The 24,953-nt window shown below is 66.3% G+C and carries 19 protein-coding genes; 6 read left to right on the forward strand and 13 right to left on the reverse strand.

Going from position 1 to position 24,953, the window contains the following annotated elements; all coding sequences use genetic code 11:
* Positions 1–123: 123 nt before the first annotated feature.
* The 7 genes from rlmD to surE all read right to left on the reverse strand — a co-directional run bounded on the left by rlmD (position 124) and on the right by surE (position 7,039).
* Complete coding sequence (gene rlmD, locus CEY05_RS04405; RefSeq protein ID WP_088596128.1) at positions 124–1,533, reverse strand: 23S rRNA (uracil(1939)-C(5))-methyltransferase RlmD; 1,410 nt, start codon at positions 1,531–1,533, stop codon at positions 124–126.
* Between the two features lie 264 nt (positions 1,534–1,797).
* Positions 1,798–2,556, reverse strand: coding sequence for a TorF family putative porin (locus tag CEY05_RS04410; RefSeq protein ID WP_088596129.1), 759 nt, complete (start codon positions 2,554–2,556; stop codon positions 1,798–1,800).
* Positions 2,557–2,968: 412 nt separating this feature from the next.
* Positions 2,969–3,604 (reverse strand): hypothetical protein, encoded by a 636-nt coding sequence (locus tag CEY05_RS04415; protein ID WP_088596130.1) that lies wholly within the window; start codon positions 3,602–3,604, stop codon positions 2,969–2,971.
* Positions 3,605–3,751: 147 nt separating this feature from the next.
* Positions 3,752–4,531 carry a 3'-5' exonuclease gene (locus tag CEY05_RS04420; protein WP_088596131.1) on the reverse strand — a complete coding sequence of 260 codons (780 nt, stop codon included), beginning with the start codon at positions 4,529–4,531 and terminating at the stop codon, positions 3,752–3,754.
* Positions 4,528–5,445, reverse strand: a complete 918-nt coding sequence (locus CEY05_RS04425) for a peptidoglycan DD-metalloendopeptidase family protein (RefSeq protein WP_088596132.1) — start codon at positions 5,443–5,445, stop codon at positions 4,528–4,530. Before CEY05_RS04425 ends, CEY05_RS04420 begins: the two co-directional genes overlap by 4 nt.
* Before the next feature lie 17 nt (positions 5,446–5,462).
* Positions 5,463–6,293 (reverse strand): protein-L-isoaspartate(D-aspartate) O-methyltransferase, encoded by an 831-nt coding sequence (locus CEY05_RS04430; protein WP_088596133.1) that lies wholly within the window; start codon positions 6,291–6,293, stop codon positions 5,463–5,465.
* On the reverse strand, positions 6,278–7,039 hold the full coding sequence (gene surE, locus CEY05_RS04435) for a 5'/3'-nucleotidase SurE (RefSeq protein ID WP_088596134.1): 762 nt from the start codon (positions 7,037–7,039) through the stop codon (positions 6,278–6,280). The genes CEY05_RS04430 and surE overlap by 16 nt, the downstream gene beginning before the upstream one ends.
* A 181-nt stretch (positions 7,040–7,220) precedes the next feature.
* Here surE and plsY point away from each other — a divergent pair, with 181 nt between their 5' ends.
* The gene (gene plsY / locus CEY05_RS04440; RefSeq protein WP_088596135.1) at positions 7,221–7,868 is read left to right on the forward strand and encodes a glycerol-3-phosphate 1-O-acyltransferase PlsY; all 648 of its coding nucleotides are present in this window, start codon (positions 7,221–7,223) and stop codon (positions 7,866–7,868) included.
* Positions 7,869–7,988: 120 nt separating this feature from the next.
* Here the strand turns inward: plsY and tsaD are convergent, their stop codons facing one another.
* Positions 7,989–9,029 (reverse strand): tRNA (adenosine(37)-N6)-threonylcarbamoyltransferase complex transferase subunit TsaD, encoded by a 1,041-nt coding sequence (tsaD, locus tag CEY05_RS04445; RefSeq protein WP_088596136.1) that lies wholly within the window; start codon positions 9,027–9,029, stop codon positions 7,989–7,991.
* 118 nt (positions 9,030–9,147) lie between these two features.
* Here tsaD and CEY05_RS04450 point away from each other — a divergent pair, with 118 nt between their 5' ends.
* Entirely contained in the window at positions 9,148–10,440 is a 1,293-nt protein-coding gene (locus tag CEY05_RS04450; protein ID WP_088596137.1) for an NCS2 family permease, read from the forward strand.
* On the opposite strand, the gene CEY05_RS04455 is transcribed toward CEY05_RS04450, so the two are convergent.
* A complete protein-coding gene (locus tag CEY05_RS04455) occupies positions 10,415–11,683 on the reverse strand; it encodes an NAD(P)/FAD-dependent oxidoreductase (RefSeq protein WP_088596138.1) in 1,269 nt (422 codons plus the stop codon). The two genes, CEY05_RS04450 and CEY05_RS04455, sit on opposite strands and share 26 nt — an antisense overlap.
* Before the next feature lie 180 nt (positions 11,684–11,863).
* Between CEY05_RS04455 and queE the strand changes: the two genes are divergently transcribed.
* Positions 11,864–12,496 carry a 7-carboxy-7-deazaguanine synthase gene (gene queE / locus CEY05_RS04460; RefSeq protein ID WP_088596139.1) on the forward strand — a complete coding sequence of 211 codons (633 nt, stop codon included), beginning with the start codon at positions 11,864–11,866 and terminating at the stop codon, positions 12,494–12,496.
* A 28-nt stretch (positions 12,497–12,524) separates the two neighbouring features.
* Entirely contained in the window at positions 12,525–12,968 is a 444-nt protein-coding gene (gene queD / locus CEY05_RS04465) for a 6-carboxytetrahydropterin synthase QueD (RefSeq protein WP_088596140.1), read from the forward strand.
* Here the strand turns inward: queD and pdeM are convergent.
* From pdeM to CEY05_RS04485, 4 genes are all read right to left on the reverse strand, one after another.
* Positions 12,965–13,762, reverse strand: coding sequence for a ligase-associated DNA damage response endonuclease PdeM (pdeM, locus tag CEY05_RS04470; protein ID WP_088596141.1), 798 nt, complete (start codon positions 13,760–13,762; stop codon positions 12,965–12,967). The genes queD and pdeM overlap by 4 nt on opposite strands.
* Positions 13,743–16,463, reverse strand: a complete 2,721-nt coding sequence (locus CEY05_RS04475; RefSeq protein ID WP_198952671.1) for a ligase-associated DNA damage response DEXH box helicase — start codon at positions 16,461–16,463, stop codon at positions 13,743–13,745. The genes pdeM and CEY05_RS04475 overlap by 20 nt, the downstream gene beginning before the upstream one ends.
* Before the next feature lie 221 nt (positions 16,464–16,684).
* A complete protein-coding gene (locus CEY05_RS04480; RefSeq protein ID WP_088596143.1) occupies positions 16,685–18,421 on the reverse strand; it encodes an ATP-dependent DNA ligase in 1,737 nt (578 codons plus the stop codon).
* Positions 18,418–19,437: a ligase-associated DNA damage response exonuclease gene (locus CEY05_RS04485; RefSeq protein WP_088596144.1), complete on the reverse strand. Its 1,020-nt coding sequence runs from the start codon at positions 19,435–19,437 to the stop codon at positions 18,418–18,420. Before CEY05_RS04485 ends, CEY05_RS04480 begins: the two co-directional genes overlap by 4 nt.
* Positions 19,438–19,842: 405 nt before the next feature.
* Here CEY05_RS04485 and glgA point away from each other — a divergent pair, with 405 nt between their 5' ends.
* The gene (gene glgA, locus CEY05_RS04490) at positions 19,843–21,459 is read left to right on the forward strand and encodes a glycogen synthase GlgA (RefSeq protein WP_369825891.1); all 1,617 of its coding nucleotides are present in this window, start codon (positions 19,843–19,845) and stop codon (positions 21,457–21,459) included.
* Between the two features lie 63 nt (positions 21,460–21,522).
* Positions 21,523–24,882 (forward strand): maltotransferase domain-containing protein, encoded by a 3,360-nt coding sequence (locus tag CEY05_RS04495; RefSeq protein WP_088596145.1) that lies wholly within the window; start codon positions 21,523–21,525, stop codon positions 24,880–24,882.
* The last annotated feature ends 71 nt before the right edge of the window (positions 24,883–24,953 follow it).

A 24,953-nucleotide genomic window follows, 5' to 3' on the forward strand; every position in this document is an offset into this window, starting at 1 on the left:
AAACGCCCCGAGCTCAAGACGGCCTGGTCACGGTCAGGGGATATGCCGCGGACCTGCCGCCCGCGGCCTATCCCTTGGCCGGGACGCCATCGGAGCCTCGGGTACAGTCTCCGCCAGGACTACCTAAGCAGCAGCCGCAGCGGCCCCTTGGGCCGCCAATTGCTCCGCCAGCAGCTTCTTCTCCGCGGCCTGCGCCTGCGCCGCGACCACCCGCTCGGCATCCAGCGATTCGAACACCGCGATGGACTCCACGTGCCCCGTGTGCGGGAACATATTGATCACCCCCGCGCTACGCAGCACATAACCACCTTCGTGCACCAAAATCGCCGCGTCCCGCGCCAGCGTCGCCGGGTTACAGGACACATAGACGATCCGCCGCGGCCGTTCGTCCACCGACAGCAGTGCCAAAGCCTGCGCCACCGCATGCGCCCCTTCGCGCGGCGGGTCGATCAGCATGCGATCGAAATATCCCAATCCCCGCAGCCACGAAACATCCACCTCGAACAGGTTCAACGTGGAGAAACTGGTGGTCGCGCCCAGGCCATGCTGGCGCGCGGCTTCCAGCGCGCGATCGGTCAGCGCCTTGCTGCCTTCCACTCCCACCGCCTCGCGTGCCAACGTCGCCAGGGGCAGCGTGAAATTGCCCAGGCCGCAGAAGAGATCCGCCACCCGGTCCGTAGGCTGAACCTCCAGCAACGTCAACGCCCGCGCAATCAGCGCGCGGTTGATGGCGTGATTCACCTGCGTGAAGTCGGTAGGCTTGAACGGCATCCGCAACCCGAACTCCGGCAGCGAGTACGCCAGCGTATCGGCGTGCTCGCGCTCCAGCGGATGACAGGTATCCGGCCCCTTGGGCTGCAACCACCACTGCACCGCATGGTGCGCGGCGAACTCACGCAGGATGGCAATGTCGTCGTCGGTCAGCGGTTCCAGGTGCCGCAGCACCAGCACCGTCGCCACATCCCCAACCGCCACCTCGATCTGCGGCATGCGATGGGGTTGCGACATGCGGGTGATCATGGCGCGCAGTGGCAGCAGCAAGCCGGCCACGTGGGGCGGCAGCACATGGCATTCGCGCATGTCGGCCACGTAGCTGCTCTTGCGCTCGTGGAAACCCACCAGCACCCCGCCCTTCTTGGCCACCACGCGCACCGACAGGCGCGCGCGGAAACGGTAGCCCCAGGTGGGGCCATGCAAGGGCGGCAGCACGCGGGCCGGCCGCATCTTGCCGACGTGCCAGAAGGTGTCTTCCAGCGAGCGCTGTTTGATCGCCACCTGGGCCGAAGCTTCCAGATGCTGCATGGCACAGCCACCACAGACACCGAAATGCGGGCAGCGCGGCTTGACCCGCTGCGACGACGGCCGCAACACGTCTACCGTGCGGGCGATTTCATAAGACGGTTTGCGGCGCACGGTTTCCACCGCCACACGTTCACCAGGCAAAGCCCCTTCGACGAATAAAACTTTACCGTCGCGGCGGGCAATTCCCCGAGCTTCAAGATCCAGGGATTCGATATCGAGAACTTCGGCCATTAAGCTATCCAAGGCGTGACACTGTCACGAGCAGGCCGGCATTGTAATAGAACCCCAAATCCTGTGTAGGATGCTCATCAGGGAGCGGTGGTAACGCCCGCTCGGCCGCCCCCCCTGTAATCAAAAGACGACAGCAGCCATCCACGGCGAGCCGCAAAAACCAACGCCCACCTTGCGGTGGGCGTTGACCCCTTGGGAGCTGGCGGGCTGAAACCCGCTCGAAAAACTCTAGAAAACTGCGAAACCTTGGAAGGCCAAAACGTTTTAGAAAGTGCGCTGGATCGAAGCCAACAGGCCCAGGCGTCCGGCGGGATGGCCGTTCTTGGTGTTGTACCAATTGTCCTTGGACGCCCCCACCGCGGCCAGGCCAAACACCCAGCCCTTGACGTCCTTGGTCACGCCCAGCTTGTAGTCGACGTAATGGCCCAGGGTGTCGCCATCGGTATCGGTGGCGTTCTTCAGCTTCTGGTAGCCGACGTGGCCCAGCAGGCCCCAACCGTCGCCCAGATCGAAAGTGGCCGAGGCGTCCAGATACCAGGTGCCCTTGGAATTCGGCGTGCTGAAGAAGTCGCCCGGGGTATAGGAGTACTTCAACGAATAGTTGGCGTAGCTGCCGCCTATATAGATATCCGTGTTGTTGTAGTTGCCGCCCTTGGGCGACGTCGAGCCAGGGTAGTAGTAGTGCAGCGCACCGACGTCCAGGCCGAAGCCATTACCGACGTCACCCTTCCAGCCGCCGTAGAAGTCCATTTCCAGATTGCCGTCGGTGTAAACGGAATCGGACACATTGGAGTTCCAGTTGCCCAGGTAGAAGCCGGACGTATGCGTCAGGTCCAGGCCCAACTGCGCGGCGGGGCGAAAATCGGTCTGCGAATAGCCGCGAAAACGGTAGTCGTTCGTCACCGTGGCGTTGCCGCTCAGGGAAAAGCCGGCGCCCAGGTCCGTGGCGTCCGCGGCGATCGCGGGCACGGCAGCCACACAAGCGGCCAGGGCAAAAGGTACAGCGAGCAGCGTCTTCTTCATGGTTCGGATCCTGGTGAGAGAACTGGTTGAGACTTTCGAGTCCGGGCGCGGCATCGATCCGCCCCACCCGTTACATGCTTGAAAATTGCCGTACAAGCCAGGAGGTCCGGAGCGACACTTTTCCCTCCTTTGGAAAATGTCGGACCTGGCTGGCCCTGCTTCTTTCAAAGCACAATCCGTGCCAACTTTTCACTAGGTAAAGAATCTATCTAAATCATTCACTGCGCACTGATTTGGTGCAAATTCCCGTGCATTGGGGAGATTTCGCGCACACAAATGAGGAAATGCCCGATCCGGCGCTCCGGATCGGGCATTTTGATAAGTCATGAAACCGCCATACCGCCAGACCGGGGGCTTAACCTCACCCCCCGTCTGGCGTCCGGCGGATCAACCCACCGGACTACGCGCAGGATCAACCCGCCGGCTTGTCAGCCGGGGCCGGCGCACCCGCGGGCGGGGGCGGCGGACGGTGACCCGCCGGGCCGCGATGGTCGCCGCCGTGCTCCTTGCGGTGCTCCTCCCAACGCGCCTGGCGCTGCTTGACGAACTGGGTCACCTGGCCACGCTGGCCATCGTTCAGGCTATCCCAGACCGCCAGCCACTTCTGCTTGACCTGGTCGACCTGGCCTTCGAACTGTTGGCGGCGCTGGCCTTCCTGGTCCATCAAGGCGTGCGGATCCAGCTTGCCCGCGGCGATCTGGTCATCCAGCAGTTTGTGGCGGCCCTTGCCAGCTTCATGCATGGACTTGCCTAGATCACGCTGGGCATCCTGGGCGGTCTTGAACAGGCCTTGCTGCTGCGTGTTCAACTTCAACTGGTCGACCTCCTTCTTGCCGATGGGACCCAGGCCGGGAATCATCATGGAGTCGCGCATGCCTTCCCAGCGGCGATGGTCGCCGGGGCCGGCGTGCGGACCCTTGGCGGAAGGAGCCGTGGCGGCGGGAGGTGCATCGGTGGCGGCGGCAGCCAGGGCCGTGCCGGACAAGGCGCCGGCAGCGAGGGTCAGGGACAGGCCGGCGATGATCGGGCGAAGTGCGAAACGGGACATGGTTTGGTCTCCTGGGGAGTGTTTAACGCGAGACCATTGTCTGCCCTGCTTGATTACGAGTTGGTTTCTTATCCGAGGAGGATTATTTCAGTCGGTTGCGGAATGGCGGTAAATGGGGCTTTCAGGCCATCACTCCGCAATTCCTCCTCATTCCGCGTCCCAGGCCGCCAGATATTCGCGCCAATGGGGCGCCGGATTGTTCGACAGCGACTCGCGCACCAGCGCGATTTCCTCGTCGTACGAGACCCGATCGAGCTCGCCGCGCAGGAAGCGCCAGCGGCAATACACCAGCCAGGTGTTGACGACGTCGGTTTCGCAATACGCACGCACGTCGTCGGCACCGCCCTGGCACCACGACTCCCACACCTTGCCGCCGTCCATGCCCAGCTTGCCGGGAAAGCCGCAAAGCTTGGCCAATTGATCGAGCGGGGCATTGGCGCGGCCGTTGTACTTGGCCAGCACGTCCATCAGGTCGATATGGCGCGTGTGATAGCGGCCGATATAGTTGTTGAACTTGAACTCGCGGTCGTCCTCGCCCTGGTCCCAGTAGCGCGGCGCCGGCACACCGTGGATCAGGCTGCGGTAATGCAGCACCGGCAGGTCGAAGCCGGAACCGTTCCAGCTCACCAGCTTGGGCGTGTAGCGCTCGATGGTCTTGAAGAACTGTGCCAGCAAGGCCGGCTCGGTGTCGTCCGCATTACCCAGCGTGCGCACGCGAAAGCCCTGCTCGTCGCGAAACACGCAGCCGATCACGGCAATCTGCTGCAGGTGCAGCGGCAGGAAATCGCTGCCGGTGGCCTCGCGGCGCGCCGCGAAAGCGCGCTCCGCCACTTCCTGGTCCGGGACCTCGGGGCCCCAGCCATTGAGCTTGCGCAGACCCTGCACGTCCGGCAGGGTCTCCAGGTCGAACACCAGGGTCGGCGTCATCGCTGCGGCAGGTACTGCAAGGGATCGACCGGCGTGCCCTGGCGCCGGATCTCGAAGTGCAGGCGGGGCGAAGCGGCGTCGGTCTGGCCGATTTCCGCCACCTTGGTGCCGCGCTTGACCTCCTGGCCGGTCTTCACCAGCAAGGCACGGTTGTGGGCGTAGGCGGTGATGAAACCGTTGTTGTGGTTGATGATGATCAGGTTGCCCAGGCCGCGCACGCCGTTGCCGCTGTACATCACCTTGCCGTCAGCCGCCGCCGTCACGGGATCGCCGGCGTTGCCGCCGATGTCGATGCCCTTGGTGTTGGTGTTGAAGGTCTGGATCAGCGAGCCATTGGCCGGCCAGGCCCAGTTGACGACGCCCGCGTCAGGCGCGCGCGCCGGCTTGGGCGTATCGGCGATGGTCGGCGGCGGGGCCGTCGGGGCGGTGGTCGTCGTCTCGGGCGGCGTGGTGGGCGGCGCCGTCGGCTGCGTCGGTTCGCCCGGCGGCGGCAGCGGCGTCGGTTCCGTGCTTTGTTCCGTAGGCTTGGCAACCGGACGCGATCCCAGCGCCGTGGCGGTGCCGCCGCCCGCCGGCGCGGACAGCTTGAGCACCTGGCCAACCGACAGCACGTTGGAATCGCTCATGCCGTTCCAGCGCTTGAGCGTGTCCACGTCGACACCGTTGGCGCGGGCGATCTTGTATAGCGTGTCGCCAGGCTTGACGACATATGTGCCGCCAGTGGCGGTGCCACCGGCTGGCGCGGGCGGTGCATTGGTCAGATCGACTACTGGCGCCCGCGTACCGGTCGTGCAACCGGCCAGCAGAACGCAGCCGAGCACGCCCGCGAAGATGACGCTACGTTGCAGGCGCGCAATTGCGTCGGCCCCTGCAAAATGACTGATTCCGGTCAGTGACAACTGCCCGTTGAGCATATGATTCTCCTGGTTGCTCAAGATTGTATGCCGGCCCTCAGCGGAACAAAACGCACCGCTTCCAATTCCGTACGCTTCCACGCCGTCGCACTGGTTCGCTCGACCAGCACCAGGCGCTGGCTCGAAGTGCCTTCCGGTGCGATCAGGCGGCCGCCCGGCGCCAATTGATTCAATAGTGCCTGCGGGATGGCGATGCCCGCGGCGGCCACAACGATAGCATCGAAAGGGGCCGAATTAGGCAGGCCCAGCATGCCGTCGCCATACGTCAACCGCACACGTGTATTCAGGCGCAAGGACCGCAGATGATCGCGCGCCAAATCAAAAAGCCCACGTATTCTTTCAATGGCGTAGACGTCGCGCACGATGTGCGACAGCACGGCCGCCTGGTAGCCGCAGCCGGCGCCCACTTCCAGCACGCGGGTCGGCGCCCGGCCTTCGCAGACGGCGGCGATCATGCGCGCCACCACCCATGGCTGGGAAATCGTCTGGGAATGGCCGATCGGCAAGGCCGCATCGTCGTAGGCACGGCTGGCCAGCGCCTGGTCGACGAAGATGTGGCGCGGCACGGCTTCCATGGCGGTGAGCACGCGTTCGTCGCTGATGCCCTGAGCCCGCAGCCTTTGCACCATGGCCGCACGCAGGCGTCCGGAATTCAGGCCAAGATTGCTTTCTTCGCTGCGCGCCACGGGCGCCGCCGCGGGGCGTTGCAACGTGGCGGACGAGATGCGCGTATTGCTGTTGGTCGCCGTCACACCTTTAGGTGCGCCCGTCGCCGAGCCATAGGAACTGGCCCGCTTGGGGGCGGGCGCGGCATGCGATGTCGCTTGCGGGTTCACCGGCTTGCGCATAGCGGCTCCGCCCAGGCTCGCACCGGGTCCAGTTGGCCCTGGTGGGTGAGGTCCAGGCGCAAGGGGGTGATGGAAACCTTGCCTTCGGCGACGGCATGGAAGTCGGTGCCGGGCGTGGCGTCGGCGGCGGCGCCGGCCGGGCCTATCCAGTAGATCGGATCGCCGAACGGCGTCGTGGTGCGAACCACCGGTTCGGATGGATGGCGCTTGCCCAGGCGGGTAACGGTCCAGCCGGTCATGGCGTCCAGCGGCCGATTGGGGAAATTGACGTTCAGCAGCACAGGCGCCGCCAGCGGCTGCGCGATCTGGTGCTCGACCACCCGGCGCGCCATGGCGGCGGCCGCGTCCAGGTTTTCCCAGCCTTTTTCCGCCAGCGAGAACGCGATGGCGGGAATGCCGAACAGATAGCCTTCGGTGGCGGCGGCGACGGTGCCGGAATACAGGGTGTCGTCACCCATGTTCGCGCCGTTGTTGATGCCGGACACGACCAGGTCCGGACGCGCCCGGACCAGGCCGCCGGTCAGGGCGACGTGGACGCAATCCGAGGGCGTGCCGTTGACATACAGGTAGCCATTGGCCGCTTCGCGCACGGACAGGGGCCGGTTCAGCGTCAGCGAGTTCGACGCGCCGCTGTGATTGACCTCCGGTGCCACCACCGTCAATTCGCCCAGTCCCCGCAACGCCTCGACCAGCGCCACCAAGCCGGGCGCTGTATAACCGTCGTCGTTGGATACGAGAATCCGCATTGTGCTTCCAAAAGAAAATAAAGCGCCGGAGCGCGTCGAATTGTACCTGCTGTGCCTCGCCGCCGCCGGTGCAAACAGGTGGAGGGGGTGCAATGGAGGATGACCAGAGGGATAAACCAGGGGGATAAGTCAGGGATGAGGTAGTAGAATCCGCGGCTGTCGTCCCAACGGAAACATCGTCATGGTGCAGGAACCTCATTCCATCTTGTTCAGCCTCGGCCTGGTCGTACTGGCTTATGTGATCGGGTCCGTCCCCTTCGCGGTCGTGGTAAGCAAGCTGATGGGACTGCAGGATCCGCGTAGCTATGGCTCCGGCAACCCGGGCGCCACCAATGTGCTGCGCTCCGGCAGCAAGCTGGCTGCCGTGCTGACCCTGCTGGGCGACGCCGCCAAAGGCTGGTTCGCCGTGTGGCTGGCGCAGCGCCTGGGTACGCCCTCGCTGTCCTGGAACGTGGTGTCGCTGGTAGCGCTGGCGGTTTTCCTGGGGCACCTGTTCCCGCTGTTCCTGCGCTTTCGTGGCGGCAAGGGCGTGGCCACCGCGCTGGGCGTGATCCTGGCGATAGAGCCCTGGCTGGCGCTGGCCGTCGTGGCGACGTGGCTGATCGTGGCGGTGTGCTTCCGCTATTCGTCGCTGGCGGCGCTGGCGGCGGCGGTCTTCGCCCCCTTCTATTACGTCTTCGGCAGCGGCCTGGCCTGGTACGCCCAGGGCCCGCTCACCGTGGCCCTGGTCTTCATCGTGCTGCTGCTGATCGTCCGTCACCGCGCCAACATCACCCGGCTGCTGAATGGGACGGAATCGCGCATAGGCAGCAAGAAAAAGGCAAGTTGAAGGAAGATCGGCGCCGCTGACGGCATCGCAGCGACGTTAGCGCATCGAGCAGCCGTGCATCGAGCAGCCGTGCAGCCGACGCCAGCGCATCCGGCACCGGCGCATCAGCGCTGCCTCGCATCAGGCTGCGGAGACGTCCGCCAGATCCCACCGTGGCCGTACCGTGAACGCATGTTCGTCGCGCCGCAGCGTGGCCAGGCCTGCCTTGACCCGTTCGCTGGCGGCGAAAGCAATCATGGCGCCGTTGTCGGTGCATAGCTCCAACGGCGGGAAATAAGCCTGCGCCTTCAGGCGCGGCAGCGACTGTGCCAGGCGTGCCCGCAGGCGCTTGTTGGCCCCTACCCCGCCCGCCACCACCAGCCGCTTCAAGCCCGTCTGCTTCAGGGCTTTCTCCGCCTTGGCCGCCAGCACATCCACGATGGCGGCCTGCGTGGCCGCCGACAGGTCGGCGCGCGCCTGTTCGTCCAGGGTGCCACCGTCTTTCTCGGCGGCCTTCACCCGCGTCAGCACCGCCGTCTTCAGCCCGCTGAAGCTGAAATCCAGATCGCCGCTGTGCAACATGGGGCGCGGCAACTCGAAGCGGCTGGCATCGCCCCGCTCCGCCATGGCGGCCAGGGCTGGTCCGCCCGGATAGCCCAGGCCCAGCAGCTTGGCCGATTTGTCGAAGGCCTCGCCGGCGGCGTCGTCCAGCGTCTCGCCCAGCAGTTCGTAGCGACCGACGCCGTCGACTCGCATCAACTGCGTATGGCCGCCCGACACCAGCAGCGCCACGAAAGGAAACTCGGGACGCGGATCGGCCAGCAGGGGCGACAGCAGATGCCCTTCCAGGTGATGAATGGGAATCGCCGGCAGGTCGCGCGCCCAGGCAAAGGCCTGGGCCACGCTGGCACCCACCAGCAGCGCGCCGGCCAGGCCGGGACCGGCGGTGTAGGCCACCGCCTCGACGTCGGCGACGGTCAGGCCCGCATCGGCCAGGACCTTGCGGGTAAGCGGCAGCACGCGCCGCACGTGATCGCGCGACGCGAGTTCGGGCACCACCCCGCCATAGGCCTGGTGCATGGCGATCTGTGTGTGCAAGGCGTGCGCGAGCAAACCACGCCGGGTGTCGACCACCGCCACGCCGGTCTCGTCGCAGGAGCTTTCAAAGCCAAGAATTATCATGATGGCGGGAGTTTAACTTGCGGGGGCCCGGGAAGGCTCGTACCATCCCGGCCCGCCGCAAGGACAAAAACCAAGGTGCATGGCACCGGGACACGAGCGAACCACGGAAGGAGAAGACATGCTGGAGAGACTGTTTGGCCTGCGCGAGCATGGCAGCAATGCACGCACGGAAGCCGTTGCCGGGCTGACGACCTTCCTGACGATGTCCTACATCATCTTCGTCAACCCCACCATTCTTTCCACCACGGGCATGGATCGCGACGCGATTTTCGTGGCCACATGTCTTGCCGCGGCCCTGGGCACCCTGGTCATGGCACTGCTGGCCAACTGGCCCATCGGCCTGGCGCCCGGCATGGGACTCAATGCCTTTTTCGCGTTCACCGTGGTCAAGACCATGGGATTCAGCTGGCAGCAAGCCTTGGGCGCGGTGTTCATCTCCGGCGTCATCTTCCTGATCCTGACGGTCACCGGCATCCGCGCATGGCTGGTGCGGGGTATTCCCAATTCCCTGCGCAGCGCCATTGCCGCCGGTATCGGCCTGTTCCTGGCCATCATCGCCCTGTCGAATTCCGGCATCGTGGTGGCCCACCCGGCCACCAAGGTCACGCTGGGCGACCTGCGCGCGCCCGGCCCGCTGTTCGCCATCCTGGGTTTTTTCATCATCGCCGCCCTGGATGCGCTGCGGGTCCGGGGCGCCATTCTCATCGGCATCCTGGTGGTGACGGTGTTGTCCATGCTGCTGGGCTACAACGAATTCAAAGGTATTTTCTCCGCCCCGCCCAGCCTGGCGCCCACGCTGATGCAGCTGGATATCCGCGGCGCACTGCATGGCGGCCTGTTCCACGTCATCCTGGTTTTCGTGCTGGTCGAGGTCTTCGACGCCACCGGCACCCTGATAGGCGTGGCCAAACGTGCCGGACTGGTGCCCGAAGGCAAGCCCAACCGGCTTGGCCAGGCACTCTTCGCCGACAGCGCGGCCATCGTCGCCGGCTCGATGCTGGGCACCAGCAGCACCACCGCCTATGTGGAAAGCGCTTCGGGCGTGCAGGCCGGCGGCCGCACGGGCATGACCGCGCTGGTGATCGGCCTGCTGTTCCTGGCGGCGCTGTTCATCTCGCCGCTGGCCAGTTCGGTGCCGCCCTATGCCACCGCGCCCGCCCTGCTGTACGTGGCGGGCCTGATGATGCGCGAACTGATCGAGGTCAACTGGAACGACGTGGCCGAAGCCACGCCGGCCGCCTTGACCGCCCTGGTCATGCCCTTCACCTACTCCATCGCCAACGGCCTGGCCTTCGGCTTCATCAGTTATGTGGTGCTGAAGACGCTGACCGGCCGGGCCCGGGAGATCCACGCCGCCACCTGGCTGGTAGCGGCGCTGTTCGTCGTCAGGTTTGCATTTTTTCCAGGGTGACAGCGGTGGCCGGGGCTTCGCCCTCGCCCTCGTCTTGCCGGAACCGCTGGCGCCGGCGTTGCCAGAACGGGTGGTCGCTCCAATGCGGCTGCGCGTGATAATAGAAGCCCCGTTGCGACTCATATTCCGCCCACAGCTGGCGTTGTTGCTCGTCGTACTCGGCGATGAAGGTATTGCCCAGGCCCAATGTCTTCGTTCCCGCCAGCCAGGCGGTCAAGGCATAGTGAATCATGTGGCCGGCGTGGCTGGCCGTTCTCAGGGCTTTTGCCATGCCTTGCGATGACAGCGGGTCATGGGCCTGGGCCGCGTCGCCCACCGCCATCCAGGCGTCGCCGCAGAAGTCCTGCAGCCGCTGGCTGTGGGCCGGCGCACCCCGGATGACGCCACAGGGGCGATAGCCCTTGACGCTGAGCAAAGGCCCGATATGGCGCGAACCTTGCAGCAATCGATCGAAGCCTGACGGCGTTGCGGCCTGCCTGCCCGCCGGCAGATCCTCGTCGGAATGAAAAACCACAACACGCGAGCTGCCGCGGCGGGCCGTGGCCGGCAGGCGATTGCTGTACCACCAGCCATCGGGTGCCGCTTCCACCCGGGTGTAGCGGTCATCGTCGCCACCGGTGCAAGAAAACCATTGCGCGCAGGCGAACAGCCTGTCTTCATTGCGCAGCGCGGGAGTTTCCAGTGCACGCGCGACCACGGCCTGCCGGCCGGAACAGTCGACGAGATAACGGGCGCACGCCTGCAAGATGCCCCCTGGCGTTTTGAACGTCATCCGCCAATTCAATGAACCGTCCGTCACGCGGGCACAGGATAGAAAGTCGACCCCGCGATGCAGCGTGGCACCGGCGGCGACCGCATTCATGCGCAGCGCTTCGTCGAAAGCCAGGCGATCCACGCACAGGCCATGACCGGCCGAAGTGAAGGAAAAATCAGCGATATCGAGCTGCCCACCGGCCGACAGCGACGCGTTGCCGGCCGTACGGAAACTGCCGGCCAGCTGTCCGGTGGGATTTCCGGGATTCGCCAGGAAATGCTCGGCCAGCCCGACCGATGCCGGGTGCAGCGACTCACCCAGCGGGACATGCAACTTCACACTGGCGGACGCGCGCTTTTCCACCAGCAACACACGCTGGCCGAACCTGGCCAGCGTAATGGCAGTGGCGCATCCCGCCGGCCCGGAACCGACAACGACGACATCCCACGCCGTACCGGCAAGATCCAGCTTGCGCCGCTTTTTATTCATCACTCTACGTTCACCTTCGGTACCGCCGTCGACATCGACGCGCGTTGATTCTTGCCGTCGTGCACTGATGCGCATCGCGGCAGATATTCGCCAGGATCCGGGCATCGCAGAATGGGAGTTTTCTGAAAAGCGGCCAAGTTGCTAAAATGCTCGGTTCGCTCCGTTTTTCCCGCTCCACCCATGACTTACGCCGCCAAAGAGATTTTCAAGACCCTGCAGGGCGAAGGCGCCCAGGCCGGCCGGGCCGCGGTGTTCTGCCGTTTCGCCGGCTGCAACCTGTGGTCGGGCCGCGAAAGCGACCGCGCCAGTGCCGCCTGTACCTTCTGCGACACCGATTTCGTGGGTACCGACGGGCCCGGCGGCGGCAAGTTCACCACCGCGCAGGCCTTGGCCGAGACCCTGGCCGCCACCTGGGGACCTGACCGCGCGCGGCGTTATGTCGTGTTCACGGGCGGCGAACCCCTGCTGCAGATCGATACCGCCTTGCTCGACGCCGTCCATGCGCAAGGTTTCGAGATCGCCATCGAGACCAATGGCACGCTGCTGCCGCCGCCCGGCATCGACTGGATCTGCGTCAGTCCCAAGGGCACCGCGCCGGTGGCACTGCGGGCGGGCAATGAACTGAAGCTGGTCTATCCGCAACTCGACGCACCGCCGGAGTCCTTTGCCGGCCTGGATTTCGAGCATTTTTTCCTGCAGCCCATGGACGGCCCGCAACGGGTCGCCAATACCGAGCGCGCCGTGCAGTACTGCACCCAGCATCCGCAATGGCGCCTCAGCCTGCAGACCCACAAGTACATAGGCATTCCATGATTACCGCCCTCCAGGCCAGGAGCCTGGCATGATTTCCGTCACTCGCAGGCTGGAGTTCGATGCCGGCCACCGCATCCCCGACCATCGCAGCCAATGCCGCAATATGCATGGCCACCGCTATGTGCTGGAGGTGACGCTCCAGGGCGACATCGTCAACACGCCGGGCAGTTCCGACAACGGCATGCTGATGGACTTCTCCGAAATCAAGGCCATCGCCAACCAGGAACTGGTCGAGCGCTGGGACCACGCGTTCCTGGTGTATGCCGGCGACCAGGCCGTGCTGAATTTCCTGCAGAGCCTGCCGGGGCACAAGACCGTCGTGCTGGATCGCATTCCCACGGTGGAGAACCTGGCGCGCATCGCCTTCGATACCCTGTCGCCGCACTATCACAGCCATTACGGACTGGATCTGAGGCTGACGCGGGTGCGTTTGTATGAAACGCCTAACTGTTGGGCGGATTGCGACGGTTAACGGTTCGGTGCGGCCAGGACCCGGTCTTCGGCCATGACGTATATCCTTCGTCCCACACGGGCTTCGACGGGCCAGGTGCCGGTGAAAGCGCCGAACGCGGGCAGTATGCCGTGATCCTCATCCAGCACGAAACACGGTAGACGCACACTGTCGCGGCCACGGCCGCGCAGGATGTGGGACGGGTGCAGATGGCCCGCCCAGGCATATCGGCCCGCGGCGATCGTGCCGGGCACCGGTGGATGGTGGCGGCAATCGAAGGGCCCTAGCCGGTACGGCTCGTCCACCACGTCGAAGCCCAGTTCCGCCGGCGGATCTCCAGCATGGCTGTCGTGGTTGCCGCGTACGAGCACCCCGTGCAGTTGCGGATGCCGATCGCGCCAGGACTGCAGGGCTGCCAGCGTGGCCGGGGCGCGTGCGGCACGCGCGTGCAGGAAGTCGCCCAGGACCACGCACAGGCGCACCGGCAGCGTGGACAGCAAGGTGTCCAGGCGCGCCAGGGTCGCGGCGGTCGTTCCCTTCGGTACGGGCTGCCCCAGCGACCGATAGGCGGCCGCCTTGCCGAAGTGCGGATCGGCCAGCAGGAGAGCCTGTTGTGCCGGCCACCAGATCGCCCGCTGCGGCAGCAGATATACCCGCTCGCCCTTCACATCGACGGCTGTCGCGTGCGTCAGTGCGCCGTCCTCGCCGCCCGCGGCGTGGGTATTGCCTGCGCCGCGGGCAGCGTCGGGCGACCGCGCGCTGGCATGCGCCAAGCCTGCGAATTCTGCCTGCCATTCATGCCTTGCGTCGGGCATTGCTGCTCCTTCTGGTTGCGGCCTTGGGCGGCGCGTCGGCCGCTTTCTCCAGGTCCGCCAGCATGCGGGCCACGCGATCGGCCAGTTTTTCGCTCGACAGTTTCTCCCGCAGGCGCTCCACCATCAGGGGAAAAGACAGCGGCGTGGCGCGCGCCAGCGGCTGCCATTGCGGGCGGCTGGCGCGCATACGCGCCAGCACCCGGCGCAAGCGTCCCAATTCAAGCTCCTGCGCCAGCACTTCCCGTTCGGCCTGCGTCAGCAGCATATTGCGCGGATCGTATTCCCGAAAGACCTGGTAGAACAGGCTGGACGAGGCCTGCAGTTGCCGCGCGCTCTTGTGGGCGCCGGGAAAGCCCTGGAACACCAGCCCCGACACGCGCGCGATTTCGCGAAAGCGCCGCTGCGCCAGTTCGGCGGCGTTCAGGCTGGCCAGCACATCTTCCAGCAAGTCACCCTCTTCCAGCAGTCCCAAGGACGCATCTTCGAATAGCGTCGGCCAGTCCTGCTGTTCCGGACAAAGCAACTCCAGCCCATAGTCGTTGACCGCCAGTGTGAACGTCGCCGGCGCGCGTCGGGCCACGCGCCAGGCGATCAGGCTGGCGACGCCCAGGTGCACGTGGCGGCCGCCGAAGGGGTACAGGAACAGATGCCAACCCTCACGCGAGTGCAGCGTCTCGGCCAGCAGCAAGCCCGGCTGCGGCAGTGCCGACCAGCGCGCCTGCAGCGCCAACATGGGCTCGGCGCGGGCCAGTTCGGGGGTTTCGTAGCGGCCATGCGCCGCCAGTGAAAACTGTTCGACCACGGCATCGGCCAGTTCGCTGGACAGGGGCATGCGCCCGCCGTTCCAGCGCGGCACCGCGGCCCGGCGGCCCTGGGCACGCCGCACGAAGGCCGTCATTTCATGCACGCGCACCAGTTCCAGCAGGCGGCCCGCGAACAGGAAACAGTCGCCGGGACGCAGGCGCGCGATGAAGCCCTCCTCCACGGTGCCGAGCCGGGCGCCGCCGCCCCGACCGGACCAGTAGCGCACTTGCATGGTGGCGTCGGCGACGATGGTGCCTATGCTCATGCGATGCCGGCGCGCCAGGCGGGCGTCCGGCACGCGCCAGACGCCTTGTTCGTCCTGCGCGATGCGCCGGTAGTCCGGGTACGCGCCCAACGAGCGGCCGCCGCTGGCGACGAAGTCCAGGGCCCATTGCCATTCGTCGGGGAATAGATGGCGGTAGGCATGCGTGCACCGGACCTCGGCGTAGAGATCGTCGGCGGTGAAGCCGCCGCCCAGCGCGATGGTCACCAGGTGCTGCACCAGCACGTCCAGCGGGCGTTCTGGCGGGTCGCGCGATTCGATATGGCCGGCTTGCGCGGCGGCGCGAGCCGCGCAGGCTTCGACGAGTTCAAGGCTGTGGGTGGGCACCAGCGTGACGCGCGAGGGGCGGCCGGGCGCGTGGCCGGAACGGCCGGCACGTTGCAGCAGGCGGGCCACGCCTTTGGGCGATCCTATTTGCAGCACGCGTTCGACCGGCAGGAAGTCTACGCCCAGGTCCAGGCTGGACGTGCAGACTACGGCCTTGAGCTGGCCCCGCTTGAGGCCGGCTTCGACCCATTCGCGCGTCTGGCTGTCCAGCGAGCCGTGATGCAGGGCCAGCAGCCCGGCCCAGTCCGGCCGCGCTTCCAGCAAGGCCTGGTACCAGAGTTCTGCTTGCGCACGGGTGTTGACGAACACCAGCGTCGTCGCGCTGGCCTCGATTTCGGCGCATACCGTCGGCAACATGGACATGCCCAGGTGGCCCGCCCACGGGAAACGCAGCGGGTCCGGCGGCAGCACCGTATCGATGATGAGTTTCTTGGGCAAGGCCCCGCGTACCAGGCGGCCTGGCGGAGCCCGCGGCGCTGCGACCGCCACGGGCTCCGCCCCTGCGGGGACGGGCGCGGAGGCGCGGGCGGCGGTGACGGCCGCGCCGGGGCCTGAGGGGGCGCCGGGGCCTGGGGGGGCGCCGGCGATGTCGAGGGCGGCGGATTCGCCTAACAGGACGTCCAGAGCTACTCGGGGATTGCCGAGCGTCGCTGACAGTCCCCATGTGCAGAGGTCCGGGTTCCAGCGGCGCAGGCGGGCCAGGGCGAGTTGGGTCTGGACGCCGCGCTTGTTGCCTAGCAGTTCATGCCATTCGTCGACGATGACGGCGCGGACGTGGCTCAGTAGTTCGCGGGCGTTGGCGCGGGCCAGCAGCAGGGACAGGCTTTCAGGGGTGGTGACCAGGGCCGTAGGCAGGGTACGGTCTTGCGCGGCACGGACCGCGCTGGTCGTATCGCCGGTGCGTACGCCTACGGTCCACGGGCACTCCAGATCCGCCAATGGCCGGATCAAGGCCTGCGCGGTATCCGCCGCCAGTGCGCGCATGGGGGTCAGCCACAGCACGGTCAGTGGCGGTGCTTTCTTCGCAGCACGGCTTGTGCGTGACGCGGCCTTCGTAGCAGGCGCAGCGGTGGCGCCGGTCGCACTGGCGGCCCCGGCCGCCGTGGATGCCGTGGATGCCGTGGATGCCAAGGATGCCGTGGGGGCATAGGCCGCCAACGCGCCCAGCCAGACGGCATAGGTCTTTCCTGCTCCCGTCGTCGCATGCAACAGCCCGCTTTCGCCCCGCGCCATGGCGTCCCAGATCTCGTACTGGAAATCGAAGGGCCGCCACCCTTGCCGCTTCATCCACGCGACATTGCGAGCGACAGGCTCCGCCGCCTTCTTGCGCGCGGGGCGCTTGGCGGTTTCCTTCTTTTGAGATGGGGAATTGATGTTATTGCCCCGGGGGGCAATAACGACTGAAGATTTGGCAGCCTCTCCAACGCCGACGGTGTCGACTGGCGACGTGGCGCCTTTGTCCCCGCGGGCGGACTCGGCCTTTTTTCCCATCCTGTCGGGCCATTCCATCATGACGGCAACAACTCCGCCAAGGTCTGCAAGGTGTCGGCGTCGGCGACGCCCTTGTCCTGGCGCCAGCGCAGCATGCGCGGAAAGCGGACGGCGACGCCGCTCTTGTGGCGGGTGCTGCGCGCGATACCCTCGAATCCCAATTCGAAAACCTGGCTCGGTTCGACACTGCGCACCGGGCCGAATTTCTCGATGGTGGTCTTGCGCACGATGGCATCGACGGCGCGGATCTCCTGGTCGCTGAGGCCGGAATAGGCCTTGGCAAAAGGCACGAGACGGCGCTCGGGAGATTGCGGCGGGCCGTCCCACACGGCAAAGGTGTAATCCGTATATAGGCTGGCACGGCGCCCATGGCCACGTTGCGCATAAATCAACACCGCATCGATCGAATAGGGATCGACCTTCCACTTCCACCAGATGCCCGTCTCGCGCGTCCGCCCCACGCCATAGGTCGAACTGGCCGCCTTCAGCATCATCCCCTCCACGCCCAGGGCGCGCGACTCGGCACGCTGCGCATCCAACGCCGCCCAGTCATCGCCGCGCAGCAGCGGCGACAGGACCAAAAAAGACGACGCAGGGTGCGCCGTGTCCGCATCCGGCCCATTCGCCGGCTTCCCGTCCGCAATCGAACCGCGTCCCTGCAGCCCTTCCGCACCCGACCGATCCGCGACCTGACCGGCCAATCGTTCCAGCGCCGCGCGGCGCGTGGCCTGGGGCTGGCCGCGCATGTCTACCCCTTCCAGTTCCAGCAGGTCGTAGGCCAGCAACACCACAGGCGCATCCGCCAGCAAGCGCGCGCCCACATTCTTGCGGCCCAGCCGGCGCTGCAGTTGCGCGAAAGGCTGTACCCGGCCTTCGCGCCAGACCACGATCTCGCCGTCCAGCACCGTCCCATCGGACATCAACTCACCCAGCCGCAGCAATTCCGGAAAACGTTCGCTCACCAGCTCCTCGCCGCGCGACCACACCCACGTCTGCCCTGCCCGCCGTACCACCTGCGCACGAATGCCATCCCATTTCCACTCCACCAGCCAATCGCTGGTCGGTCCCAGCTGGGTCGGCAAGCGCTCCAGCGGCGCCGCCAGCGGATGCGCCAGGAAAAACGGATAAGGCTGCCCGTCCGCGCGCGCCTCGGCATCGAAAGACACCGGCGCCAGCAGATCCAGGTAAGCCTGTGGCGCAGGCCGCGCGCCGATATCCGTGTAACCGATCAGGCGTTGCGCCATATGCGCGGCGTCAATCTCCGCCACGGTGGCCAAGGCCCGCGTCAGCAGCAGCTTCGACACCCCCACGCGCATGCTGCCGGTGATCAACTTCGCGCAAACGAAGCGCCCATGCACGTCCAGGCAGTCGAACAGCGCGGCAAGGCGCGCCAGCACTTCCTCCGGTGGCCGTCCACGCAAAGGCAGCAGGCGTTCTTCCACCCACTGCGCCAGGCCGGCATCATCCGGTTCGCCCGGTTCAGGCAATAGCAGCGACAGCGTTTCCGCCATATCGCCGACGGCCTGGTAGCACTCTTCATAAAGCCATTCCGTGATGCCGGACGCCGCCATGACGTACTGCCGCAGCAGCTTCACCGGCACTAGCTGGCGCGGCTTGCCGCCCGCCAGGAAGTAAGCCGCCCAGGCCGCATCCGCCGGCGGCGCCGCGCGGAAGTAGTCGCACATGGCGGCCAGCTTGGCATTGCTGGAGGTAGTCGCGTCCAGCCGCGCGTAAAGATCGGCGAAGGCTTTCATTGCGCATCCTCCGGCACGCCTGCCTTCTCATCCTCTTCATCCCCATACGCCGTCTCGAAAGATTGCGCCGCGATACCCGCCTCATTGAGCCACCGCACCAGCACCGGCACCTGCCCGTGCGTCACGATCACCCGGCTGGCCCCGCAGGCGCCGATGGCGGTCTGCAGGCCCGGCCAATCCGCATGGTCGGACAGCACGAACCCTCGATCCACGCCGCGCCGGCGCCGCGCCCCGCGCACCTGCATCCATCCGCTGGCGAAGCCATCCACATGGTCGCCAAAGCGGCGCGTCCAGCTCGTGCCCCGCGAAGACGGCGGCGCCAGCACCAGGGCCCGCCGCAATGCCGCCTTGTCCGCCTGCGCTTCGTCCACCCGCAATACCGGCGGCAAGGCCACCCCTGCCGCCCGATACCCACGATTGACGTTTTCCACCGCCCCGTGCACCACGATGGGCCCGATGCCCGTATCCAGGCCGCACAACACGCGCTGGGCCTTGCCGAAGGCATAGCAATAAAGCACCGAAACCAGCCCGGCCGCCGCATTGGCGGCCCACCACGCATTGATCTGGCGCGCCAGCTCGTCCCCGGACTCCCAACGATAAATGGGCAGACCGAACGTCGACTCCGTGATGAACACCTCGCAAGGCACCGGTTCGAAAGGCGCGCAGGTGGGATCGTCCCCCAGCTTGTAGTCCCCGGAAGCCACCCACACCTCACCCTGGTACTCGACCCGCACCTGGGCCGAGCCCAGCACATGCCCGGCCGGATGCAGGCTGATGCGCACCCCGTTGTGGGTCACCGCCTGGCCATAGTCCAGGACCTGCAGGTCGATATCGCCCAAGCGCCCCCGCAACACCGCTTCGCCCCCACGCGCCGCCATGTAATGCCGGCTGCCGGAACGCGCATGGTCCGAATGCGCATGGGTGATCACCGCCCGGTCGACAGGCCGCCACGGATCGATATGGAAATCCCCGGGCGGGCAGTAAAGGCCTTCAGGACGAGCGACGATCAATTCCATCGAAAAACGAACTCCCAGGAGAGCTTGCTAGAGGGCGGCGAAAAACGGCTCCAAAGGGGGGCTGCGAGAGAACGCCAAACCCCGGCAGGCGCCGAGGTCAACAGGAAGCAATTACCACGCCTTCGCCCATGCGGCCCCGATATTGCACTGCGGAAATTTGGTAACCAATCAATTCGTTGCTTACTCAACGCTACCACTGTCCCCTCTATGAGGAACCCCGGGCACGGTGTTTGCTCAATAAACAAAATTCCGAGGTTGGCCGATATCCAAACCGAAACATTCGGCGTAGAAATTGTCATGTCACCGCTTTCCTTGCGCCGCAACATGCGGGACCGCGGTGACACGCAGCCAGCCTCCCCGGATTTTCAATCTGTCCCCACCTTAGTCGTCGCCCCTGGAGCAGGTATCGTGTCGATCAAAATTTTGGCTGTAACGTCGGAAGCTTTTCCTCTCGCCAAGACTGGCGGTTTAGGGGACGCCGTCAGCGGCATGGCCCGCGCGTTGCATTCCGCGCCGGGCGCTTCGATCCAGATCTTGATGCCCGCGTATCGCGGTGTGCTGGAGCAGTTGCCTCATGCCCACGAAATTGCCCGGTTCGATGACTTGCCCGGCGGCCCGGCCCGTCTGTTCAAGGCCCCCTGCGCGGCCTTGGGCGGGGTGCCCGTGCTGCTGCTGCAAAACGATGCCTTGTACGACCGCGACCACCTTTACGTCGATGCCAACGGCCGCGAATACGCCGACAACCCCTTGCGCTTCGGTGCCCTGGCTCATGCCGCCGTGCGGATCGCGGCCGGCCGCGGTTACACCGAACGCCCCGACGTCGTCCATGCACACGACTGGCACGCCGGCCTGGTGCCCCTGCTGCTGCGTGAAGCCGGCCTGCACGACGTCAAGAGCGTGCTCACCATCCACAACATGGCCTTCCAGGGCGTGTACGACATGGAATGGGCCGAGGCGCTGGGCGTACCGAAGAAGTACCTGACGTGGGACGCCGCCGAATTCTGGGGCAAGCTCAGTTTCATGAAAGCGGGCCTGCGCTACGCGGACCGCATCACGACGGTCAGCTATACCTACGCCCGTGAAATTCTTACCGAACGTTTTGGCTGCGGACTGCAAGGCCTGCTCGCGTCGCGCCAACATGAACTGCTGCCGGTGCCCAATGGCATCGACGCGCGCGAATGGGATCCGGCCCACGATCCGCACCTGGGCATCTATCGTTTCAGCGCCAGCGACATGGCCAACAAGGCGCGCAACAAGCGCGACCTGCAGCGCCGCTTCGGCCTGACCCTGGATGCGGATGCGCCCCTGCTGGTCATGGGCAGCCGCCTGACCCATCAAAAGATGGCCGATGTGGCGCTGCTTGCCGTGCAACGCGCCCTGGACGACCATCCTGATCTGCAGGTGGCCGTGCTGGGCCAGGGCGAACGGGTGCTGGAACAGGAGTTCCAGCGCTTGCCCCATCGCTACCCCGGCCGTTGCGGCGTGCGGGTCGGCTTCGATGAAGACACTGCGCACAAGCTGCACGCCGGCGGTGACATGCTGCTGCATGGCAGCCGCTTCGAGCCCTTCGGCCTGACGCCGCTGTATGCCATGCGTTACGGCACCATCCCCATCGGCTCGCGCGTGGGCGGCATGGCCGACACCATCTCCGACATGGGCGCCAGCGTCGGCCGCGACGCCATGCGCAGCGCCACCGGCGTCCTGTTCGACGGTGAAACCGTCGACGCCATGGCCGGCGCCATCACCCGTACGCTGGGTTTGTACCGCCGTCCCGAGATCTGGCGCGCCATGCAGCACAAAGCCATGGCGGCCGACTTCAGTTGGGAGCGCGCGGCCCCGCTATACATCACGCTGTACCGTTCCATCCAGCCGGCCCGCGTGGCCGCCGAAAGCGTGGTGCCGGTCGAGGTTACCGCGCAGGGACGCCCCAGCCTGCTGGACCAGGTCAGCGCCGCCGCGCGCCCGCTCAAGGCCCTGACCGGCGCGTCTTCCGTGCAAATGGCCGTCGGTGCCGGAGACTGATGCCGCGGACGGCCCCGCACATACCCTTCCTCATCCAACGCCAACGTCAACCCAGGCCTGCTCATGCGTATTTATTATGTCCATCCCTTGCACGTTGGCTCCCTCTCCGGGGACAGCCTCAGCCACTGGCAGGCCCGGTGCGCACGCGCCAAGTCCCTCGGCTTCGACACCTTGATGACGGCGCCCCTCTGGGCGCCCGATCCCGCCGGCAATCCCTACGTTCCCTCCGATCCCGACAGCCTGAATCCCGCGCTGGGCGAGATGGACATGGCCGCGGCCATCACCACCTTGGCGCGCCTGTGCGGCAAGCACGGCCTGGCGCTGATGCTGGACCTGCCGCTGGACAAGGTAGCGATCGACGGCGCCGCCGCGCGCGCCCATCCGGCCTGGTATGACGATGCGGGCGGCGACGCCTTGCGCGATCCGCGCCGCCCCTGGGAAGACCGCCATGCCCTGGCGCTGCGCCGCGACCAGGGCCGCGCACCCGCGGGCTTCGTCGATCATTGGGTCGAACGCCTGGGTCTGTGGGTACAGAACGGCGTGGCCGGCTTCCGCTGTGAAGGCCTGGCGCAACTGGCGCCCGCGGACTGGCGTGATCTGATGCAGGGCGTGCGCGCGGTGCGGCCCGACTGCCGCTTCCTGGCCTGGACGCCCGGCGTGGCTGCCTGGGACCTGGCGCCGCTGGCGGGTGCCGGCTTCGATGCCGTGTTCTCGTCCTTCCCCTGGTGGGACTACCGCGCCGAATGGCTGCTGGAAGAAACCGCGCGCCTGCGCGCCATCGCGCCCGTGATCGCCCCGGTCGAAGCGCCCTACGCCAAGCGTGTTGCTTCCTGGCGCAGCGACCCCGCGGGCCGCTATCGCAATGCGGCGCGCGCCGTATGGACCGCAGCGGTGGTGGGCGACGGCGTATTCGTGCCCATGGGCTTCGAGGACGCCGCCACGCAATCGCTGGAACGCGACGGCAGCGGCGTGCGCGAAGATCCGCAGGGAGATCCTGACCTGCACATCGACATCGGCCGCGCCAATCAATGGCTGGCACGTACGGCTGCCGCGCGCGGTCCGCTGCACAGCCTGCAGGGCCCGCACTCCGGCGTCACCGCGCTGTTCCGCGGCGACGGCGCGGCCACCGCCGTCGCCGGCAACGGCCGCAATAGCAACAATGCCCGCCTGGTGGTGCTGAATCCCGATGACGACCAGTCCGCCACACCGGATTGGGACGCCATCCGCGCCCGCCTGCCCGAAGGTTATGGCCGTCTCGACATGTGGGACGCCGACCGGCCTGCGCAGGACCTGCCGGCCACCCTGGCGCCCGGCGATATGCTGCGCCTGGGCGCCAGCCGCCTGCCGCCGGTCACCATGCCGGGCTCCGACGAGTCGCGCCTGTCGGTCACCGCCGCCATGCGCCAGCCGCGCCTGGCCATCGAACACGTGACACCGGCGGTGGACGACGGCGCCTTTCCCATCAAGCGCGTGCTGGGCCAACCCATCACCGTCGAGGCCGACGTGTTCTGCGACGGCCACGAATACATTGCCGTGGCCCTGCTGTGGCGCGCCGCCGACGACAAGGAATGGCAGCGCCTGCCGATGACGATGGCCAACAACGACCGTTGGACCGCCACTTTCTCGCCCGCCCGCATCGGCCGCCATTACTACGCCGTGCAAGGTTGGGAAGATATCTGGACCACCTTCCGCAACGGCCTGGAAAAGAAATACCGCGCCGGTGTCGATATCGCGCTGGAAACAGCCGAAGGCCGCAGCCTTGTGCAAGCCGCGCTGGACCGCATGGCGGACAGCGAAGCCGAAAGCGCCACCGTGCTGCGGCAAGTCCTGCACACCCTGGGCGCGGCGCCTGCCGAAAAGCCGCGCCGTGGCCGCAAGAAATCCGAGAAGGACGATGCGCCGCCGGCCTTCCCCGCACCCACCCCCGACCAGATCGCCGTCTTGCTCGATGCGGGCACGGCGCGCGCCATGCACCACGCCGACGACCGCCGCTTCGAGACCACTTCCGTCGAATACGCGGTGACCGTGGAGCGGCCTGCAGCGGTCTTCTCCAGCTGGTATGAAATCTTTCCCCGCTCGCAGAGCGGGGATCCGCAACGCCATGGCACCTTCAACGACGTCATCGCCGCCTTGCCGCGCGTGCGCGCCATGGGTTTCGATACCCTGTACTTCCCGCCCATCCACCCCATCGGCAGCAGCAATCGCAAGGGCCGCAACAACAGCCTGCAGGCCGGACCGCAGGACCCGGGCAGCCCCTATGCCATCGGTGCGCCCGAAGGCGGCCACGATGCGCTGCATCCGCAACTGGGCACGCCCGAGGACTTCCGCCGACTGGTGGCGGCCGCGCGCGCGCAGGGCCTGGAGCTGGCGCTGGATTTCGCCATCCAGTGCTCGCCCGACCATCCGTGGCTGAAAGCGCATCCTGAATGGTTCGACTGGCGTCCCGACGGTTCGCTGCGCTACGCCGAGAACCCGCCCAAGAAATACGAGGACATCGTCAACGTCGATTTCTACGGCACCAAGCCAGGCGCCTCGCGCCAGGCGCCGCTGTGGCGCGCGTTGCGCGATGTGGTGCTGTACTGGGTCAGCCAGGGCGTACGGGTATTCCGCGTCGACAATCCGCACACCAAGCCGCTGCCTTTCTGGCAATGGATGATAGGCGACGTGCAGGCCCGTCACCCCGATGTGATCTTCCTGTCGGAAGCCTTCACGCGGCCCAAGATGATGTACCGCCTGGCCAAGGTCGGCTTCACCCAGTCCTATACCTACTTCACCTGGCGCGAGAAAAAGCAGGAATTCATCGACTACCTGACCGAACTGACGCAGGGGCCGCCCGCGGAATTCTTCCGTCCGCACTTCTTCGTCAACACGCCGGACATCAACCCGCGCTTCCTGCAGCAGTCCGGCCGCGGCGGCTTTTTGATCCGCGCCGGCCTGGCCGCGACCCTGTCCGGCCTGTGGGGCGTCTATAACGGCTTCGAACTGTGCGAAGCGGCCGCGGTGCCGGGCAAGGAGGAATATCTCGATTCCGAGAAGTACGAGATCCGTGCCTGGGACTACGAACGGCCGGGCAATATCGTCGCCGAGATCACTCGCCTGAACGCCATCCGCCGCGCCAATGCGGCCTTGCATACGCATCTGGGCGTGCGCTGGCACACCGCCTGGGACGATCAGGTGCTGTTCTTCTCCAAGGCCACGCCGTCGCGCGACAACGTCCTGCTGATCGCCATCAGCCTGGACCCGCATCAACCCCGCGACGTCACGCTGGAGATCCCCATGTGGGAATTCGGCCTGCCCGACGACGGGCCATTGCAGGTGGAGGACCTGATCGATGGCAACCACTCGGTGTGGCGCGGCAAGCAGCAAGGCGTGCATCTGCACCCGAACCAGCCCTACCGCATCTGGCGCGTCACGCCCGCCTGAGGCATTCGTTGCGCCGCAACCGTATTCGCCAGACTCGCACCACACGCTTGCGCCGTCCACGCCGCACCCAT

The organism is Achromobacter sp. HZ34, assembly GCF_002209485.1.
GTDB lineage: Bacteria > Pseudomonadota > Gammaproteobacteria > Burkholderiales > Burkholderiaceae_B > Bordetella_C.

Bases quoted from the DNA above. Each gene is read 5' to 3' on its own strand.
- CEY05_RS04415 (WP_088596130.1), bottom strand. From the start codon at position 3,604: ATGTCCCGTTTCGCACTTCGCCCGATCATCGCCGGCCTGTCCCTGACC.
- queE (WP_088596139.1), top strand. From the start codon at position 11,864: ATGACTTACGCCGCCAAAGAGATTTTCAAGACCCTGCAGGGCGAAGGC.
- queD (WP_088596140.1), top strand. From the start codon at position 12,525: ATGATTTCCGTCACTCGCAGGCTGGAGTTCGATGCCGGCCACCGCATC.
- rlmD (WP_088596128.1), bottom strand. From the start codon at position 1,533: ATGGCCGAAGTTCTCGATATCGAATCCCTGGATCTTGAAGCTCGGGGA.
- CEY05_RS04430 (WP_088596133.1), bottom strand. From the start codon at position 6,293: ATGCGCAAGCCGGTGAACCCGCAAGCGACATCGCATGCCGCGCCCGCC.
- CEY05_RS04495 (WP_088596145.1), top strand. From the start codon at position 21,523: ATGCGTATTTATTATGTCCATCCCTTGCACGTTGGCTCCCTCTCCGGG.
- CEY05_RS04480 (WP_088596143.1), bottom strand. From the start codon at position 18,421: ATGAAAGCCTTCGCCGATCTTTACGCGCGGCTGGACGCGACTACCTCC.
- CEY05_RS04425 (WP_088596132.1), bottom strand. From the start codon at position 5,445: ATGCTCAACGGGCAGTTGTCACTGACCGGAATCAGTCATTTTGCAGGG.
- CEY05_RS04450 (WP_088596137.1), top strand. From the start codon at position 9,148: ATGCTGGAGAGACTGTTTGGCCTGCGCGAGCATGGCAGCAATGCACGC.
- pdeM (WP_088596141.1), bottom strand. From the start codon at position 13,762: ATGCCCGACGCAAGGCATGAATGGCAGGCAGAATTCGCAGGCTTGGCG.
- CEY05_RS04420 (WP_088596131.1), bottom strand. From the start codon at position 4,531: ATGACGCCGACCCTGGTGTTCGACCTGGAGACCCTGCCGGACGTGCAG.
- CEY05_RS04410 (WP_088596129.1), bottom strand. From the start codon at position 2,556: ATGAAGAAGACGCTGCTCGCTGTACCTTTTGCCCTGGCCGCTTGTGTG.
- plsY (WP_088596135.1), top strand. From the start codon at position 7,221: ATGGTGCAGGAACCTCATTCCATCTTGTTCAGCCTCGGCCTGGTCGTA.
- CEY05_RS04455 (WP_088596138.1), bottom strand. From the start codon at position 11,683: ATGAATAAAAAGCGGCGCAAGCTGGATCTTGCCGGTACGGCGTGGGAT.
- CEY05_RS04485 (WP_088596144.1), bottom strand. From the start codon at position 19,437: ATGGAATTGATCGTCGCTCGTCCTGAAGGCCTTTACTGCCCGCCCGGG.
- CEY05_RS04475 (WP_198952671.1), bottom strand. From the start codon at position 16,463: ATGAAGCGGCAAGGGTGGCGGCCCTTCGATTTCCAGTACGAGATCTGG.
- tsaD (WP_088596136.1), bottom strand. From the start codon at position 9,029: ATGATAATTCTTGGCTTTGAAAGCTCCTGCGACGAGACCGGCGTGGCG.
- surE (WP_088596134.1), bottom strand. From the start codon at position 7,039: ATGCGGATTCTCGTATCCAACGACGACGGTTATACAGCGCCCGGCTTG.